Below are 16456 nucleotides of genomic sequence, written 5' to 3' on the forward strand. Positions count from 1 at the left end.
ACGGGAATGGGTCACACTTTTTCTGGAATTTCTGCGCCAGTGGGGACTATCGGGCAATTGGCACAAGCGCGCAAGTGGCGCGCGGACAGTTGGACGCCGATTTATTCGAAATAATTTCAGGACTTGCAGGGCAGTCAGGAAAGAGAGGTGGTCGGTGGTCGGTGGTCGGTGGTCGGTGGTCGGTGGTCGGTGGTCGGTGGTCGGTGGTCGGTGGTCGGTGGTCGGTGGTCGGTGGTCGGTGGTCGGTGCAGTCTCCGTCATCCCACCACTGACCACCAACCACTCATCACTTAATTTCCTTCGCTGCGTTTCTTGCGCACATTGCCGATCACGGATTGCAGTGCGCGCTCAAACAGCATGCCGTCATCCAGCGGCATCAGTTGTGCCGAGCGGAGGGCGTAAGCCAGTTCCAGTCGGGCAAATTCCGCCACCTTGGCGCCGTTGCGGTTGACGAAAATAAACTGGTCGATATCGCGGATCACCGCCGCCAGGCGACAGCGGAACTGCTCTTCGTCCGAGCGCTTCAGTTCGAACCAGCTGCCCTGGGCGAGGCGGAAGGTCATCTGCCAGTGGGGATCGTTTTCCGGCAGCGCAGCCAGTCCCTCCCGCTCCGGCTCCGCCGGCGCCATCCCGGCCTCGGCGACCACCTGCTCCAGCTCTTCCATCTGCGGCAGCGCCGCCTCTTCCGGCACTTCTGCTTCCGGCATTGCTATTGCTTCGGCCACCGGCGCCACCTGTTCCGCGGTGGCCTCCTCGCGCAATTCCCGCTCCGCCTGCTCCCTGGCCTGGCGCTCGCGCTGTGCGCTGATCTCCTGTGCCAGGGCAAAGCGCTCGCGATACACTTCTTTCAGGCCGGCAAAGAGCGCACGGGCCTCGAAGGGATTCAGGGACACTGCCTCGACGCCCTCGCGCAGCCGCTCCTGCAGTGCCGGCAGCAGGCCCAGCAACTGCTGGCGACTGTCGGGCATGGGCGCCTGGACACTCCAGACCAGGTCGCGCGCGGTACGCACGTCGCGACTCCAGGCCTCGCACTCGGTGCCCTCCTTGACGCAGGTGAGGAACAGCACGTTGTGCCAGACCTTATTCAGCCAGCCCTCCACCACCTGCGGCAGTTCGCGCTCGGCCACCAGCGCATCCATCACCGCGGCCACGCGGGCGCGCGCCGCCTGGGTCTTGGCGCGGCCGTCGGCCTCGTCCACCACACGGCGCTCAAGCATTTCCGCGCGCTTGCGCTCGCGCTGGATAAACTGGCGGAAGGACTCCAGCAGCAGCGAGAAGATATTGACGTCCCGGTCGAATTCGTTGAGCACCCGCTCCACGACCTGGCAGACCTCGCGGAACAGCGGATCCGACTCGTAGCTGTCCCCGGCCTGCCAGCCGGTTGTGGCGTCGGCCAGCTCGTTCAGCAATTTGCGCGCCGGGTGGCCGCCCTTGCTGAAGAAGGACTTGTCGGCAATGGCCACTTTCAGCAGCGGCAGCTGCAGGCGGCCCAGCTGGGATTTGATCGGCTCGGCCAGATTGCGGTCCTCGAGAATAAACGAGAAGAGCATCTCGACCAGCTTGATGATGTCACTGTCCACCTTGGCGAGGGAAGCCGCCTGGTTGGCCTGTATCAGGCGCTGCTGCAGCAGGTCCCCCACGTTTAGCAGCTGGATATCACCGGAACCCTCGTACTGGGCACTGCTCTGCAGCTCGCCCAGGTGCGTCAGCAGGTCACCGGAGGGCATGGGCGCCAGGCCCGCGGTTGCCGGCAGCAGTCCGGGGTTGAAGTTGCCACCGGCCGCTGCGCCTGCGCCCATACCGGACGCAGCGACACCGGCCTGAAGCTGCCCAGACCCGGCGCTCGTTCCGGGCGCACCGGCGGGGCCTCCGGCCGCGGGGCGCTGCGCGGTCCTCTGCCGGGCGACGCGACGCTGCTCCCGCAGCGAAGGCAGTACACCGCGCTCAACCAGCAGCTGATTGCAGAGTTCGTAGAAATCCTTCAGTTGCAGCATGACCACCTGCTCGAACTTCTTCAGCAGGGTCAGGCGGGCGCGGATATGGATGTCCAGCGGGCGCACCGCTTCGACAAAGGCATCGCAGATAGCATCCGGGCCCAGGGGGTTGTTCTTTTCGTAGATTTTGACGGAGTAGAGGGTATCGAGGCGCAGGCACAGCTCGGCGATCGGCTCGGCATAGCTGCGCTTGGCATTGGCGACCATGGTGTCGGCGGCGACCAGCTGCTCCAGGTCGTCATTGTGGACCAGGGACAGGTTGTCCGAGGCGAAGACCTGCTCCCCCTCGCCTTCCGGGGAGCGGACCTGGAAGGCTTCATTGATATTGTTGGCAAAGCGCTCGGCAATATTGCGGCGCTCGACGCGCAGCAGGCGCAGGGCCTGGAAGAGGCCGTCCTGTTCCTCCTGCCCATGGGCTCTCTCGGCCATGGAAAACAGGGAGTCATCCACCTTGGCAAACAGCTGCTTGGCCTGTTCCAGAAGCAGGTTGCGCGCCTTGTCCCGCAGTGCCACCACCGCGGAAGCCAGCGGAGCGAGTCTGCGCGCGGGCAATTCCTGGCCAACGCCGCCTTTCTCCGCCAGGGAAACCACCTTGTTGGGCTCTTTCATTTCCAGGTCGACCTCTGGATACCGCAATGGCATCCTGCACTGTTGATAGTGTTAGAAGTTCGCCCGCCGGAGCACTCCGACCGGGCCTACATGCAACCGTATAATTTTTGTACTCGCCTGCTCCATTGAATGAGCGCAGGTCTTCTTTCGGAAAACCCCCATTCTACAGGCGATTCAGGGTGGCTTAACAACCGCAGACTACGTATTTGAGACGCTTGTCACAGCTGGTTGCGGATTCTGCTGCTATCCGCTTTTGCCTGTCATCCGAGTTTAATGACAGCGCTGGTACATCCAACCGGAATCGGGGAATCCAAACCCCGGCGCATTTGCTAAACTCCGCCCCCCAGACTCGAGAGTCCACTATGCAGCCACAAGACACCGCCATTCCCAACCTGGTTTCCGATATCCGGCGCGCCGTGAGCGCAGCGCTGCAGGAGGATGTGGGCGACGGGGATATCACCGCGCAGCTGATTCCCGCCGATCGCGCTGCCCGCGCCCGGGTGATTACCCGCGAGGACTGCACCGTCTGCGGCCGCGCCTGGGTGGAGGAAGTGTTCCGCCAGCTGGATCCGCAATTGCAGCTGGTCTGGCACTGCGAGGACGGCGACCGTGTCGCGGCCGACTCGGTGCTATTCGAGCTGCAGGGCAATGCCCGCACCATATTGACCGGCGAGCGCACGGCGCTGAACTTCCTGCAGACGCTGTCCGGCACCGCCACCACCGCCGCCCACTACGCCACGCGCGTAGCGGATGTAAGTGCCGCCCGCGCGGCGGGCACCTCGATCAGGATACTGGACACCCGCAAGACGATTCCCGGCCTGCGCAGCGCGCAGAAATATGCGGTGCTCTGCGGCGGCTGTCACAATCACCGCATCGGCCTCTACGATGCCTTCCTGATCAAGGAAAACCATATCGCCGCCGCCGGCGGTATCGACAGGGCCATTGCCCAGGCGCGCTCCATCAAACCGGGCGCTCTGGTCGAAGTGGAAGTGGAGAGCCTCGACGAACTGCAGCAGGCGCTGGACAGCGGTGCCGATGTGATCATGCTCGACGAGTTCAGCGACGCCGATACCCAGGCCGCGCTCTCACTGGCGAAAGGCAGGGCCAAGATAGAGATATCCGGCAGTGTCGACAGCGAGCGACTGCAGCAGCTGGCCGGCCTGGATGTGGACTACATCTCTTCCGGCAGCCTGACCAAGCACCTGCGCGCTATAGATCTCTCCCTGCGCATCGACCTCTGATCCCTATTCCCCTTCCCGACAGGAAAAAGAGCTTTCCGCGCACCCGGAAAGCTCTCTGCGCTCTCTTCGCCTAAGGTTAAACAGGAAATAGCCCCCCCTAACGGAGACAGACGCAATGAATCGCTGTGAAACCTGCGGCAACGACTACGACAAGACCATGGAAATCAAGATGGGCGGTGCCACCCACACTTTCGACAGTTTCGAATGCGCCATTCAGGCCCTGGCACCCAAGTGCGAGCAGTGCAACTGCCGCATTCTCGGCCACGGCACCGAGGCCGAGGGCAAATACTACTGCTGTGCCCACTGTGCAGCCCGCGCCGGCCATACCGATATGGTCGACCGGGCCTAGGGGCCTGTCGAACTTAGGACTACTCTGCTGCGGAAAAGCCGGATTTGCGCAAGAAATAGCTCGAACCGGACTTTCCCTCGCGACGAGCGCCTAAGTCCGGCAGGCTCCTGGCACAACAAGAACGGGGCCAAAAGGCCCCGTTCAGGTTTACCGCTCAGCGGGTTATGGCAGATTGTGCACGTGGCTGCCCACAGGGCCGGAGAAAATACCGCCGTCGTGCATATCCCAGTTAATTGACCAGGTCATGACGCCATTGAAATCCGGCCACGCCTGGCTCGGGGTCAGGCCTGCGCAACTAGTACGCGCGGTCAGGCAGTCCAGGGCCCGGTTGATATCCGCGGTGCTGGCCTGGCCGCTGCCGGCAGAGCTGGGGCCGGACGGCAATCCCAGTGCCACCTGCTCCGGAGCCAGGCCGTCAAAGAAACCGGCCGAGCCGCCGCCGAGCGGAAAACCCTCGATCAGCATCATCGCCGATGCCACCATCATATCCACCGACCCCGCCGGATAGGCCTGGGCACTGTAGGGCGTGGACAGGCCGCCGTTGTTGTACAGCTGCACGTGCAGCAGGTCCAGCTCACTGCGCAGCTGGTCGATCATCGGCAGGTAGGCACCCCAGATCCCCGAATAAGCGACATACCCCCCCTGAACATAGGGGTGCTCCGGCGCCATGGACAGGTACAGATTCGGGTAGCGCTGCTTCAGTTGCCGGACTGCATCCACCAGGTTGTCGATCACCGGCGCCCCGTGTATGACCCCTGCGCCGGATTCCAGGTCGATATCGATACCGTCAAAACCGTACTCATCGATAATCGCCGCGGTGCTGTCGACGAAGTTGGTGACATTCTCCGCATTGTTCAGCGTCACAGTGCCATTCTGGCCCCCGAAGGACAGCACCACTATCTTGCCGGCGGCGCGCTTGGCGGCGATATCGGCGATAAACTGCTGCCTGTCCAGGCCCGGATCCAGGTTGAAGGCGACGCTGCCGTTGCCGGCGTCGTCGGCAAAGGCCACCACTATCACATCCCAGACATCGGACACTTCGCTGATGCGGTAGAGGCCGGAGCCGTTATCGAAGTTGTGCCAGTAGCCCACCAGCGCGTGTCTCGGCAGCAGGCCGCTGTTGCCACCGCCGGAGCCCCCCGAACTGCCGGAGCCGCCAGAGGAACTGGAAGAGCTGGATCCGGAACCGCCATCGCAGTCCCCCAACTGGGACCAGGCATCGTCCCAGGCCCAGCCGACACCCGGTTCATAGGCACCGCCCTGGCTGCACCAGCCGGCAATATCGCAGCGGAATTCGAGTCCGACGTTCTGCACCACATCGCCGACACCGTAACCGGTGCCCTCCACATACTGCGGCGCGCTGCAGCTGCCGCTGCCGCTGCTAGAGCCCCCTGAAGAAGAGCCCCCGGAGGAACTGGAGGAAGAAGAACTTGAGGAAGAGCCGGACGAGGAACTTGAAGAAGAACTGCTGGACGAGGAACTGGATGAAGAGGAACTGCCGTCACAGGCGCCCTCGTAGCGCCACACATCCCAGGTGCCCGAGTTGGTCACCGGATCCTGCGCCTGGGTCCACCACTTGGCTGCATAGGCATTGTTCAGGTGCTGCACCCGATCATCACCCACATAGACAGCGGCGTTTTCCCAGTTCGGCAGATTGCTGCAGTCCACTGCCGCGGCATTGGCCGCGCTGAGACCCAGGGCAAATATGCCAAGCCATAGCGTTTTCATTTATTGAGTCCTATTTATTAGGTCAAGAGTTGGGTCAAGAGTCTGTCGCCAGCCCCGAAACCGCCGGGCGCACCTGGCTCCGCCTGTCGGGCTGACCGCCTGTATTGAATAAACTTCCCGGTTTGAAACGCAGCAGCGGAAAATAGCGGCCGATGAATGCGAAGAGGCCGCGCTGCTCGATATAGCGCGCATAGGCGACATAGTCCGGATCCCAGGACAGATGCCTTTCCTCGGTGCGCGCGCGCATGAAGTAAATAAAGTTCACCAACAACAGCAACAGCGAGTGCCGCAGTGCCTCATCGGCGCTGCCGCTGACCATAAAGGGCATGGATATCATCCACCAGGACAGGTTCTTGCTGACGTAAGCCGGGTGCTTGGTGTAGCGATAGGGGCCGTTGGTGAGGATGCCGCGGTGGGTCAGGTTGGAGAAACGGATGCCGAAAGGCACACTGGCCCACACATATATGGCGATCAACAGCAGAATCGCACTGCCCCACAGACTGTAGGCCCAGGGCGTATCCCAGAACCAGTAGCCCCAGGCCGGGCCCTCATCGTACTTGAGGTAATTGCCGGAAAATGCGCTCCAGAATGGCTGGTAACTGATCAGCGCCACCCCCCAACCGAGAAAACTCGGCTCCGCGGTGCGGATATGGGAATCGAAAAGGCGCAGGGTGCACACGTAACCGACGGTCACGAACAGCAAGTCGATGTAGTAGAGAAAGTTGAAGGTGAAATCGAACACTGCCTTGAAGCTTCCGTCCATGCGTGACAGGTCGAAATTCAGCAGTGTGGTCAGGTTGTTACCCAGGTAGACAAACATCAGCGGCAGGAAGAACAGCTTCACCAGCCAGCCCAGCAGCAACTGGCCTATGGCGCGGCCGTCGACGTCGCCACGGCGCCCGAGCAACCAGCTGCCCAGGTGCCAGTAGCCATCCTTCGGCTTCAGCATATGGCCATCCAGCCAGTAAAAATAGGGCACAGCCAGCAACAGCCACCAGGGCAGTGCCGCCTTCACCACCGCGTAATAATTGTCGTAGAAGGAGCCGTGATATTCGGGAAAAACCCAGTAGACAAGGGCCACCAGGCCCACACTGGCGTAAAAGCCCAGCAGCTTCACCGCTGTGCGCCGTTCACTACCGTTCTTGCGCGGCCGGGAAAAATCCAGGCCAGCGGATCTATTGCGGTAGGGCTTCAGGAACAGCCACTCCAGTAGGATGATCGGCAACGCCAGCGCCGCGCAGACCACCACCAGACCCACAGTGCGCGAGGGCAGCTGTTGCCCGTACTCGCGCAGCCACACCACCGCCAGCAGGGAAATCACCAGGGCGGTCAGATTGATGACAATGCTTGTGGGGGCCTTGGGACAGGCGACGGCCTCCACCGTCGCGGGCTTTTTATTCTTTTTCATATCACGGCCAGTTAATCAGCAGTTTTTCCGGGACCCGGTCCTGAAGAAGCTCCGGGGCGGTCCTGCTACCGGTGGCCTTTTGCGGGACACGCTGTAAATACATCCCTGTACGCTCTCCACGGCCATCCATGGCCGCAGAAGATCCCGCAAAAGCCCCCCGGCATCAGGGCCTTCACATCAAGCCTTCGGATTTCTATCCGAATCCCGATCAAAGTTACTGATTACTGTGCATGGCTTCAATCAATTCGCCATTTGTCGTGTCTCCGGAGAGTTCCCAGAAGAAGGAACCACCCAGGTTCTCGTCGGCGATGTACTGCATCTTGCCGGCGATGGTCGACGGGGTGTCATAACTCCACCAATTGTTGCCGCAGTGGGCATAGGCGGTGCCGGCGACGGTGCCGCTGGCCGAACAGGTGTTTTTCAGCACCTTGTAATCCTCGATACCGGCCTCGTAGGTGCCCGGTGCCGCACCGGTGGCGGAACCGCCGGGGGCCGACTGGCTGACACCGGTCCAGCCGCGGCCATAGAAGCCGATACCCAGGCCGAGTTTGCTCGACGGAACCCCCTTGTTCTTCAGCGCCTGGATGGCGTTGTCGGAATAGAAACCGGCAATCGGGATACCCTGGTAGTCGTGCAGCGCGGAGTGCGGCGCAGTCGGACCGTCGGCATCAAAAGCACCGAAGAAGTCGTAAGTCATGACGTTGTAGAAGTCGACATACTGGGCAGCGCCGGCGTAATCGGCCTGATCCATCTTGCCGCCGGTGTTGCCGTCCGCGGTGATGGCCGCGGTAACCAGCTTGTCGCCGAAGCGGTCGCGCATGGCCGACATCATATTGGAGAAGGCGGAGAAGCCGCTGCTGTCACAGCTGAGGCCGCAGGCGTTGGGGTACTCCCAGTCCAGGTCGATACCGTCAAAGACGTCCGCCCAGCGGGAATCGTAGACCAGGTTGTAGCAGGAGTCGGCAAAGGCCTGGGGATTCTGCACCGCCTGGCCGAAGCCGCCGGACCAGGTCCAGCCGCCGAAGGACCAGAGCACCTTGATGTGCGGATACATCTGCTTCAGCTTGCGCAGCTGGTTGAAGGAACCGCGCAGAGCGCCGGCGTCCCAGGTATCGGCCACACCATCGACACTCTCGGCAGCGCTGTAGAAGCGGTCGTAGTCTGCATAAGAATCGCCGATGGTGCACTGACCGCCCTGAACATTACCGAAGGCGTAGAAAATATGGGTCAGTTTTTCGGCCGATCCACTGGTGACGATGTTTTTCACATGGTAGTTGCGCTGGTAGACGCCCCACTGGACGAAGTAGCCACCCAGGCGCTCGCCACCGCTGCTGGAACCACCGCCGGAAGACGAAGAACTGGAGCTGGAAGAACTCGAGGAAGAGGAACCGCCGGAAGAGCTGGAAGAACTGGAGGAGCTGCCGCCGCAGGCACCCTCGTTTTTCCAGACCCCGTACTCACCGGACTGGCTCGGGTCTTCGCCCTGGGTCCACCACTTGGCAGAGTACTCGACACTCTGGTGCTGCACATGGTCACCGCCCACATAGACCTCGGCAGCGGACCACACAGGGAGGTTTCCGCAACTGCCACTGCCGGATGAACCGCCGGAAGATGAGGAGCTGCTGGAGGAGGAAGAACTACTGGAGGATGAGCCGCCGGAAGAGGATCCGCTGCCACCGTCACAGGCGCCGAGATCGCTCCAGGCCTCATTCCAGGCCCAGCCTGCACCGGGTTCATAGGCGCCACCCTGGCTGCACCAGCCACCCACATCGCAGCGGTAGGCCACATTGCTGTTCTGGACTATATCGCCCGTGCTGTAGGCGGAACCGTCGACATAGACCTGGACGCCGCCGCAATCGTAAGCGTACGCCTGTCCTGCCAGCAGGCCGAGCAGCATCGCGGCTGTCAGTCGCAGATACGTGATTATTTTCATGATTTTTTCACCGTTATTTTTGGATGGGGTCGAACGGGTCAACGGCGAAACAAGACGCAGATACTCCGCGATGGAAAACGCCGCGACCCCACAACTGCTGTACTCCTTCGATACCGCCTCAGCGAGCCGTGTCGATACGAAAGTACAAATTGTTGCGCTGCCGGCCCTACAGCCGCTGTCACGACTGACTTCCGCAAACAGACGAAATTACCCGGCACCTTACTGAGTCCCACACGCGCGGACAGCGCTGTCATCAAAAAATGATAACGCTGTCATTTGTACGTAACGGAAGATAACCCCGATCTCCTTTTCACGCCAGATGGCATTCGCAACAAAGTGCTGAAAGTCACACAGAAAAAGAGAAAAAATTGCGCCCTTTTTTGTGGGCAGGGAAATTTGGCGCTGATTTATTCGGTTAGTGAAAACCTGCGCCAGCGAGAGACTCAGTGGTGGTGATGGTGATGCTCCTCTACCGCCTCCGCTGCCGGAGCACTGCCGTGGTCCCCGTGGCTGCCGTGCCCCAGCGCACCCCAGATGGTCCAGCAGCCGAACAGTAAAATTGCACCGGCAAACAGCAGCCGCACCGCGGGCCGCTGTACAAAGCCGCGCACCCGTGCTGCCGCTGCGCCTGTGGCGAACATGGCCGGCACAGTGCCGAGACCGAAGGCCAGCATGGCCAGGGCCGCCCCGGAGCTACTGCCCTGGGCAAGGGCGAAGGCGAGTGCGCTGTATACCAGTCCGCAGGGCAGCCAGCCCCAGAGCCCGCCCAGTGCCAGCGCCTGGGGCGCCGACTGCACAGGCAACAGCCGCGCCGACAGAGGCTGCAGGTAGCGCCACAGATAGGCACCGCCCTTCTCCAGCCACACCAGGCCGCGCCAGATACCGGCGATATAGAGCGCCATTGCAATCAGCATTATTCCGGCCGCCAGGCGCAACGGCGTCAGCGCGGGAAGTGCCGCGGCGCCCAACGCGCCGGCCAGGGCCCCCATCAGGGTGTAGCTGCCGAGGCGGCCCGCAGAATAGGAGACCAGCTGGCCCCAGGCGGTCTTCTGCCCGGGAATCGCCATACCCAGGGCGCCGGCGATACCGCCGCACATGCCGATGCAGTGACTGCTGCCGAGAAAGCCGATGGCCAGTGCCGCGGCCAGATACCCCCAGTCGCCCATTCAGCGATCCTCCCCGTCTGTTGGCCGCGCCTCTGTCCGCTCCCGGGGCGCCTCATCGTCGTCGAACAGGATACGCCGTCCCTCTGTCTCCAGGTCGTCGTACTGGCCGCTGTTTACGGCCCAGAAATACAGTTTGACTGCAGCACCGATAAACAGGATGGCGATGGGGATCAGGAAATACAGGCTGTCCAAACTTAACTCCAGCTCTCCCGACCTGTAGAAACCTGCCCGGCAGGCGATTTTTCACCGGTGGGGCTCGCTGCCACACGGAATCGGGAAAGACGCAACGCATTCAAAACCACTACCAGCGAGCTGAGCGACATGCCAATCGCCGCCGCCCAGGGCGGCACCAGCCCACACACCGCCAGGGGCAGTGCCAGCGCATTGTACCCCAGGGCCCAGGCCAGATTCTGGCTCACTATCCGCCGGCTCCTGCGCGCCAGCTCGATGGCCTGGGGCAATACCCTGAGATCGCCGTTCAGCAGAATCGCATCGGCGCGGGACTGGGCCAGGTCGGCGGCGGACATCATCGCCACCGATGCATCGGCACCGGACAACACCGGTACGTCGTTGAGACCGTCGCCGACCATCAGTACCCGTTCGCCGCTTTGCTGCAGCTGCTGCAGGTGTGCGAGCTTCTGCTCTGGGGAAGCACCGGCGCGAAAGCGGGCTATACCGGCGGCGTCGGCGAGGCGCGCCACTTCGGCGGACTGATCACCGCTCAACAGTTCCACCTCGAGGCCGCCCGCCTCCAGCTGTGCCACCGCAGCCTGCGCCGATTCACGCAACCGGTCTCCCAGCGCTATCCAGGCGACCGGGCCGAGCGAATCCGCCAACAGCAGCCACTGCCCCTCGCTGGAAGGGATTTCCGGCGCCGATTGTGCGGCAAGCTGCGCGGCAAAGTCCGCGCGACCGAGGCGCAGGCGCTCGCCGTCGACCGAACCCTCGATACCACAGCCGGTGTACACCTTTATTTCGCTGGCGCTGAGATTGCCACGCCAGGCACTGAAGGCGCGCGCGAGCGGATGGTTGGTCTGGGACTCCAGCGCGGCGGCCACATCCTGAACCCGCTGCGCGCTCCAGCCGTCGCGCAGCACAACGATCTGCAGGATTCGCGGCTCGCCGCGGGTCAGGGTCCCGGTCTTGTCGAAGACGACCCGCCCGATACGCGGCAGCGTCTCCAACAGATTGCCGCCGGCCACCAGCAGCCCCATCTGCTGCAGCCGTAGGGTTGCCGACGCCAGTGCCGCCGGAGTCGCCAGCGACAGTGCACAGGGGCAGGTCACCACCAGCACCGACAGGGCCACCCAGAAGGCGCGCCCCGAATCTATCTGCCACCAGGCGAGAAAAGCCGCAATGGCCGCCAGCAGCACCAGGCCGACAAAGTAACCGGCCACGCGATCCGCCAGCGCCACCTGCCGCGGCTTCTGCAGCTGCGCCCGCTCCACCAGGCGCTCTATCGCCGATAGCCGCGTGGCCTGCCCGGCGGCAGTGACGCGAACCTTCAGGGTGGAATCGCCGTTGACGCTGCCGGCGTAGACGCTACTCCCCACCGCTTTCTGCTGCAGCGCCGACTCGCCGCTGAGCAGGGATTCATCCACACCGCTTTCCCCGTCGATCACTTCGCCGTCGGCGGCAATGGTATCGCCAGGTTTCAGCAAAATACGATCGCCGACCACCAGCGCCGCCACGGGTACATTCTGTATTTCGGTGCCTTCAATCTTCGCCGCAGTCAGCGGTAACAGTTGTGCCAGTCCACCGCTGGCGAGGCCGGCGCGGTGGCGCGCGCGCATCTCGATGGTGCGTCCGAGCAACAGAAAGAAGGTGAACATGGAAATGGATTCAAAATACACCTCACCGGTTTCGAATACCGTGGCGTAAAAGCTGGCGGCATAGGCGAGCCCTATGGCCAGGGATACCGGTACATCCATACTCAGGTGGCGGGCGCGCAGGCTGCGCAGGGCCGCAGCAAAAAACGGGCGCGCTGAGTACAGGACCACCGGTGTCGCAACCAGCAGTGAAACCCAGCGCAGGTAACGTTCCAGATCCGCTTCAATACCACTGCTGGCGCCGAAATAGAGCGCAACGGCGAACATCATCACCTGCATGGTACCCAGCCCGGCCACACCGAGGCGCCGCAGGGCACTGCGCTGTTCACGCTGGATCATACTCTCGCTATTGGCTGCAGTGGCCGGCGCCGGCCGGTAGCCGATGCACTCCAGCTCAGCGAACAGCTGGCTTGGGTTCACCCGGGCCGGATCGAAACAGATCTGTGCGCGCTGGGTGCTGGCGTTGACCGCCACCTTGTCCACCCCTTCGCACCGGCCCAGGTGCTTTTCGATCAGCCACACACAGGCGGCGCAGCTGATACCGCCGATCAGCAGGGCCGCTACCCTTTGTCCTTCGCCAAGGTCGCACACAAATTGTCGCTGCACTTCGGGCAAATCGTAGACAGCCCAGCGGTCGGGTTCTTGCGCGGTTTGTGCAATGGAATCTTCGGGCCGCTCGCTGTTGCCGTCGCGATAGCGGTAAAAATTGTCCAGGCCGCCGGAAACAATGGCCCCGGCCACCGCCTCGCAGCCGGGGCAGCACATTGGGCGTTCGCTACCACCGATATTCACCGAGTGGTTGCTGCCGGCGGGCACCGGCAGGCCGCAGTGGTAGCAGGCGGTAGCGTTCATCGAAAGGCGGCGCTCATTGGCTGGCGGGATTCAGGGGTGCCGCGCGACCGAGATCGAAATTGATCTCACCCTTGAGGCGCCACTCGGCCTTCTGATGCTGTTGCGGGTTCAGCTCCGGCATCAGCCGCAGATACCAACGGTACTGCAAATCTCCCGGTACGCTACCCGTGTAGCGTCCGACGGATACCTGTTCCAGCAGGATATGGCGATCCATATCCGCCTCCACCGGGTGACTCAGGGTCAGCAGCAGCCGCTGTGGATATTCCAGCTCCCCGTTCAGTTCCAGGGTCACGGTACTTTTTTTGCGCTCAGGGGTTTTCTTTGGGCGCTCAGGGCTGTCATTTGAGTGCTCAGGGCTGCTGTCTTCACCGAACTGCACCATGGCCGCCAGGCCCAGCGCCGCTGCACGCTTATCCTGATCCGCAGTGAAGTGATACATACGGCTGTCTTTGTAATAGGTATCGCTGACGGTATCATCCGCATGGCGCACAGCGATGGAAACCATCACGGAACTGACCACAACCGTCAGGATCAGCGGCGACAGTACCATCCAGACCCAGAATTCGCGGTACCAGGGTTTAGCCATTTCTTCACTCATATTTTGCATAATCACCCTACGGGAAACTGCGGCCCGACCTTGCTGCAGCAAGAATGTCGTTCCGAGTCTCTGAATCTACTGTTTCGGCCCGATAAACACCGTCTGGTGTTTGTCCATCAGTTCCGGTTTGTCCACCGCCTGCACAACAATATAGATATCGTGCTTGGTTCTCTTCAGTTGCTCCTTGGGCACACTTACGCGAATAGGCACAGCGAAAATCTCACCCGCCTGCAGGTAGATCTCCCTGGGTTTGCGCAACGAATAATCGTAGCCGGCAACACCCTCGACGCCAATGGAGAACTCGTGCGCTTCCCGATCCATATTGTTGATTTTTACCGTGTACACATTCTGGATCAGTCCCTGCGACTCGCGATACATACGCGCACCCCGGTCGCGCAGCACTTCCGCTTCAATGGGGCTGCGGGTCAGCACCTGCTGTGCAAACAGGCCGACCATCGCCAGCAGCACCAGGGCATAGCCGAACAGGCGCGGGCGCAGGAAGCTGGTCCTGCCCGTCTCCAGCTCGTCTTCGGAAGTGAAGCGGATCAGCCCGCGTGGATAGTCCATCTTGTCCATCACGCTGTTGCAGGCATCCACGCACAGGCCACAGTTGATGCACTCGAATTGCAACCCGTCGCGAATATCGATATCCACCGGACACACCTGCACGCACCAGTAACAGTCGATGCAGTCACCCATGCCTTCGGCGCGATAGTCGATGCCCTTCTTGCGCGGCCCGCGGCTTTCGCCGCGCCGGGCGTCGTAGTAGACCGCCAGCGTATCCTGGTCGTACATCACCGACTGGAAGCGCGCATAGGGACACATGTATTTGCACACCTGCTCGCGCAGGAAGCCGGCGTTCATATAGGTGGCGAAAGTGAAGAAAGCCACCCAGAAGACGCCCTGCGGGTGGGCATTGAAAGTCGCCAGGTCCACCACCAGGTCGCGGATGCCGTAGAAGTAACCGACGAACGCCAGTGCCGTGGCGACGGAAATAAACAGCCAGATACCGTAGGTACCGCCCTTCCGCAGTACCTTCTCCATACTCCAGGGGGCGGCGTCGAGTTTCATGCGCTTATTGCGGTCGCCCTCGCAGATCCGCTCGGCCCAGATAAACATCATGGTCCAGACAGTCTGGGGGCAGGTGAAACCGCACCAGACACGTCCCAGCCAGGTGGTGACGGCGAAGAGGGCAAAGGCGGCGATGATCAGCAGCCAGGCGAGGAGGAAACCGTCCTGCGGGCCGAAGGAGCTCCAGAAAATATGGAACTTGCGCGTCGGCAGGTCGAAATACACCGCCTGGCGCCCCTCGATATTGAACCAGGGAATAAAGAAGAAGAGTGCCAGCAGGGGCAGGCCGGTGTATTTGCGAATACGGGTGAAGACGCCGCGAATGTGGCGAATGTAGACCTTGTCTTCCGACTCGTAGAGCATGCGATAGCGCACTTCGCCATCGCCATCCTGCTCCTCGCGGGTAGGTATCAAATCACTCACAAAAACCTCACATTACCCGGGCGAAAACTGCGCACGGGTAGGTTCGTCTGGCCAAGCTATGAGGCTTTTTTTCTTCGTCCCTGCAGCGCCCGTATCCCGTGCGGCCCGAAACGGGCCGCGACTCCAGGTATTATCGTTTACTGTTCTACGTCTTCCTGACGCGACAAGCTGTAGACGTAGGCCGCCACCAGGCGGATCTTGTCTTCACGCAGCTTGCCCTTTTGCGCCGGCATCTCGTTTTTGCGGCCGCCGCGAATGGTGTGCTGAATCTGCTCACGGCTGCCGCCATAGAGCCAGACGTTGTCGGTCAGGTTGGGGGCTCCCAGTGCCTGGTTGCCCTTGCCGTCCGCGCCGTGACAGGCCATGCACACGGTGCCGAAGACTTTCTGTCCCTCGGCCGCCATTTCCGCATTGTGCTCCAGGCCGTTCAACGCCAGTACATACTCGGCGGTGTTCTTCACGCCCTCTTCACCGATGACCGGTCCCTGCGGTGGCATCAGGCCCTGACGACCATTGTGCAGGGTCTCGAGGATTTTCTCCGGTGTGCCACCGTAGAGCCAATCGCCGTCGGTCAGGTTGGGGAAACCGTAGTTGCCGCCGCCGTCGGCGCCGTGGCACACGGCGCAGTTGTTGGCAAAGATGCGCGCACCCATCTTGAGTGCTTCGCGGTTATCCGCGATCTGTTCGATCGGCATTTCCACATATTTGCCAAAAGTCTCGTCGAACTTCTCCTGCGCCTTGGCCTGCTGGCTCTCGAGCTGCCCGACAGAGGTCCAACCGGACAGGCCCTTGAAGTTGCCCAGGCCCGGGTAAACCGCCAGGTAGGCCGCAGTAAAGAACAGCGTCGCTACGAACAGCAAGAACCACCACTTGGGCAGGGGGTTGTCATACTCTTCGATACCGTCGTAGACGTGACCTGTGGTTTTGTTTTCCGGGTCCGCCTGGTCGTCCACCGCCACCTTGCGGTTGGCAAACAGCACCCAGGTAACCAGTCCCAGATTGGTGAGGGTGAGCACAATTACCCAAACACTCCAGAATGTACTCATTTTTTGTCCTGCCCCTTCTCTTGTTTTTTGCTGGCGTTTTCTGCCGATTTTTCGGAAAGCTCTTCATCCTCGAACGGCAACCTGGCGTCCTCCTCGAAGCGCTTTTTGCGCTTGGGGGAAAAGGCCCACCAACAGACTCCCAGGAACGCCAGGGCTCCCAGGACGACGGCAATTTGTCGCAATATGTCGATCATGTGCGAATCCCTATT

At 61.7% G+C, this 16456-nt stretch carries 13 protein-coding genes; 2 read left to right on the plus strand and 11 right to left on the minus strand.

Translation table 11 applies throughout. From position 1 onward, the window contains the following. Positions 1-290: 290 nt before the first annotated feature. Entirely contained in the window at positions 291-2603 is a 2313-nt protein-coding gene (locus tag IG627_RS05790; protein WP_193190927.1) for a DUF1631 domain-containing protein, read from the minus strand. Between the two features lie 362 nt (positions 2604-2965). Between IG627_RS05790 and nadC the strand changes: the two genes are divergently transcribed. Both nadC and IG627_RS05800 read left to right on the plus strand, forming a co-directional pair. Beyond that, positions 2966-3844, plus strand: coding sequence for a carboxylating nicotinate-nucleotide diphosphorylase (gene nadC, locus IG627_RS05795; protein WP_193190929.1), 879 nt, complete (start codon positions 2966-2968; stop codon positions 3842-3844). Positions 3845-3959: 115 nt separating this feature from the next. Further along, positions 3960-4193 (plus strand): hypothetical protein, encoded by a 234-nt coding sequence (locus tag IG627_RS05800; protein WP_193190931.1) that lies wholly within the window; start codon positions 3960-3962, stop codon positions 4191-4193. A 162-nt stretch (positions 4194-4355) separates the two neighbouring features. On the opposite strand, the gene IG627_RS05805 is transcribed toward IG627_RS05800, so the two are convergent. The 10 genes from IG627_RS05805 to IG627_RS05850 form a co-directional block, all read right to left on the minus strand. Continuing rightward, positions 4356-5921, minus strand: a complete 1566-nt coding sequence (locus tag IG627_RS05805; protein WP_193190932.1) for a glycosyl hydrolase family 18 protein — start codon at positions 5919-5921, stop codon at positions 4356-4358. 34 nt (positions 5922-5955) lie between these two features. Continuing rightward, a complete protein-coding gene (locus IG627_RS05810; RefSeq protein ID WP_226864766.1) occupies positions 5956-7329 on the minus strand; it encodes an isoprenylcysteine carboxylmethyltransferase family protein in 1374 nt (457 codons plus the stop codon). 214 nt (positions 7330-7543) lie between these two features. Next, positions 7544-9262, minus strand: coding sequence for a glycosyl hydrolase family 18 protein (locus tag IG627_RS05815; protein WP_193190934.1), 1719 nt, complete (start codon positions 9260-9262; stop codon positions 7544-7546). Between the two features lie 443 nt (positions 9263-9705). Continuing rightward, positions 9706-10428: a sulfite exporter TauE/SafE family protein gene (locus IG627_RS05820; RefSeq protein ID WP_193190936.1), complete on the minus strand. Its 723-nt coding sequence runs from the start codon at positions 10426-10428 to the stop codon at positions 9706-9708. After that, on the minus strand, positions 10429-10620 hold the full coding sequence (gene ccoS, locus IG627_RS05825) for a cbb3-type cytochrome oxidase assembly protein CcoS (protein WP_193190938.1): 192 nt from the start codon (positions 10618-10620) through the stop codon (positions 10429-10431). Positions 10621-10622: 2 nt separating this feature from the next. Continuing rightward, a complete protein-coding gene (locus IG627_RS05830; protein WP_193190940.1) occupies positions 10623-13109 on the minus strand; it encodes a heavy metal translocating P-type ATPase in 2487 nt (828 codons plus the stop codon). Positions 13110-13122: 13 nt separating this feature from the next. After that, positions 13123-13695: a FixH family protein gene (locus IG627_RS05835; protein WP_226864767.1), complete on the minus strand. Its 573-nt coding sequence runs from the start codon at positions 13693-13695 to the stop codon at positions 13123-13125. Positions 13696-13782: 87 nt separating this feature from the next. Then, positions 13783-15201 (minus strand): cytochrome c oxidase accessory protein CcoG, encoded by a 1419-nt coding sequence (ccoG, locus tag IG627_RS05840; protein ID WP_193190944.1) that lies wholly within the window; start codon positions 15199-15201, stop codon positions 13783-13785. Between the two features lie 137 nt (positions 15202-15338). Next, a complete protein-coding gene (gene ccoP, locus IG627_RS05845; RefSeq protein WP_193190947.1) occupies positions 15339-16247 on the minus strand; it encodes a cytochrome-c oxidase, cbb3-type subunit III in 909 nt (302 codons plus the stop codon). Then, the gene (locus tag IG627_RS05850) at positions 16244-16441 is read right to left on the minus strand and encodes a cbb3-type cytochrome oxidase subunit 3 (RefSeq protein ID WP_193190950.1); all 198 of its coding nucleotides are present in this window, start codon (positions 16439-16441) and stop codon (positions 16244-16246) included. The genes ccoP and IG627_RS05850 overlap by 4 nt, the downstream gene beginning before the upstream one ends. Positions 16442-16456 lie beyond the last annotated feature (15 nt).

Source organism: Microbulbifer taiwanensis (assembly GCF_014904815.1).
Taxonomy (GTDB): Bacteria; Pseudomonadota; Gammaproteobacteria; order Pseudomonadales; family Cellvibrionaceae; genus Microbulbifer; species Microbulbifer taiwanensis.

Excerpts from the sequence above, each read along its gene's own strand:
- IG627_RS05790 (WP_193190927.1), bottom strand. The coding sequence starts at position 2,603 with ATGAAAGAGCCCAACAAGGTGGTTTCCCTGGCGGAGAAAGGCGGCGTT.
- nadC (WP_193190929.1), top strand. The coding sequence starts at position 2,966 with ATGCAGCCACAAGACACCGCCATTCCCAACCTGGTTTCCGATATCCGG.
- IG627_RS05800 (WP_193190931.1), top strand. The coding sequence starts at position 3,960 with ATGAATCGCTGTGAAACCTGCGGCAACGACTACGACAAGACCATGGAA.
- IG627_RS05805 (WP_193190932.1), bottom strand. The coding sequence starts at position 5,921 with ATGAAAACGCTATGGCTTGGCATATTTGCCCTGGGTCTCAGCGCGGCC.
- IG627_RS05810 (WP_226864766.1), bottom strand. The coding sequence starts at position 7,329 with ATGAAAAAGAATAAAAAGCCCGCGACGGTGGAGGCCGTCGCCTGTCCC.
- IG627_RS05815 (WP_193190934.1), bottom strand. The coding sequence starts at position 9,262 with ATGAAAATAATCACGTATCTGCGACTGACAGCCGCGATGCTGCTCGGC.
- IG627_RS05820 (WP_193190936.1), bottom strand. The coding sequence starts at position 10,428 with ATGGGCGACTGGGGGTATCTGGCCGCGGCACTGGCCATCGGCTTTCTC.
- IG627_RS05830 (WP_193190940.1), bottom strand. The coding sequence starts at position 13,109 with ATGAACGCTACCGCCTGCTACCACTGCGGCCTGCCGGTGCCCGCCGGC.
- IG627_RS05835 (WP_226864767.1), bottom strand. The coding sequence starts at position 13,695 with ATGGCTAAACCCTGGTACCGCGAATTCTGGGTCTGGATGGTACTGTCG.
- ccoP (WP_193190947.1), bottom strand. The coding sequence starts at position 16,247 with ATGAGTACATTCTGGAGTGTTTGGGTAATTGTGCTCACCCTCACCAAT.
- IG627_RS05850 (WP_193190950.1), bottom strand. The coding sequence starts at position 16,441 with ATGATCGACATATTGCGACAAATTGCCGTCGTCCTGGGAGCCCTGGCG.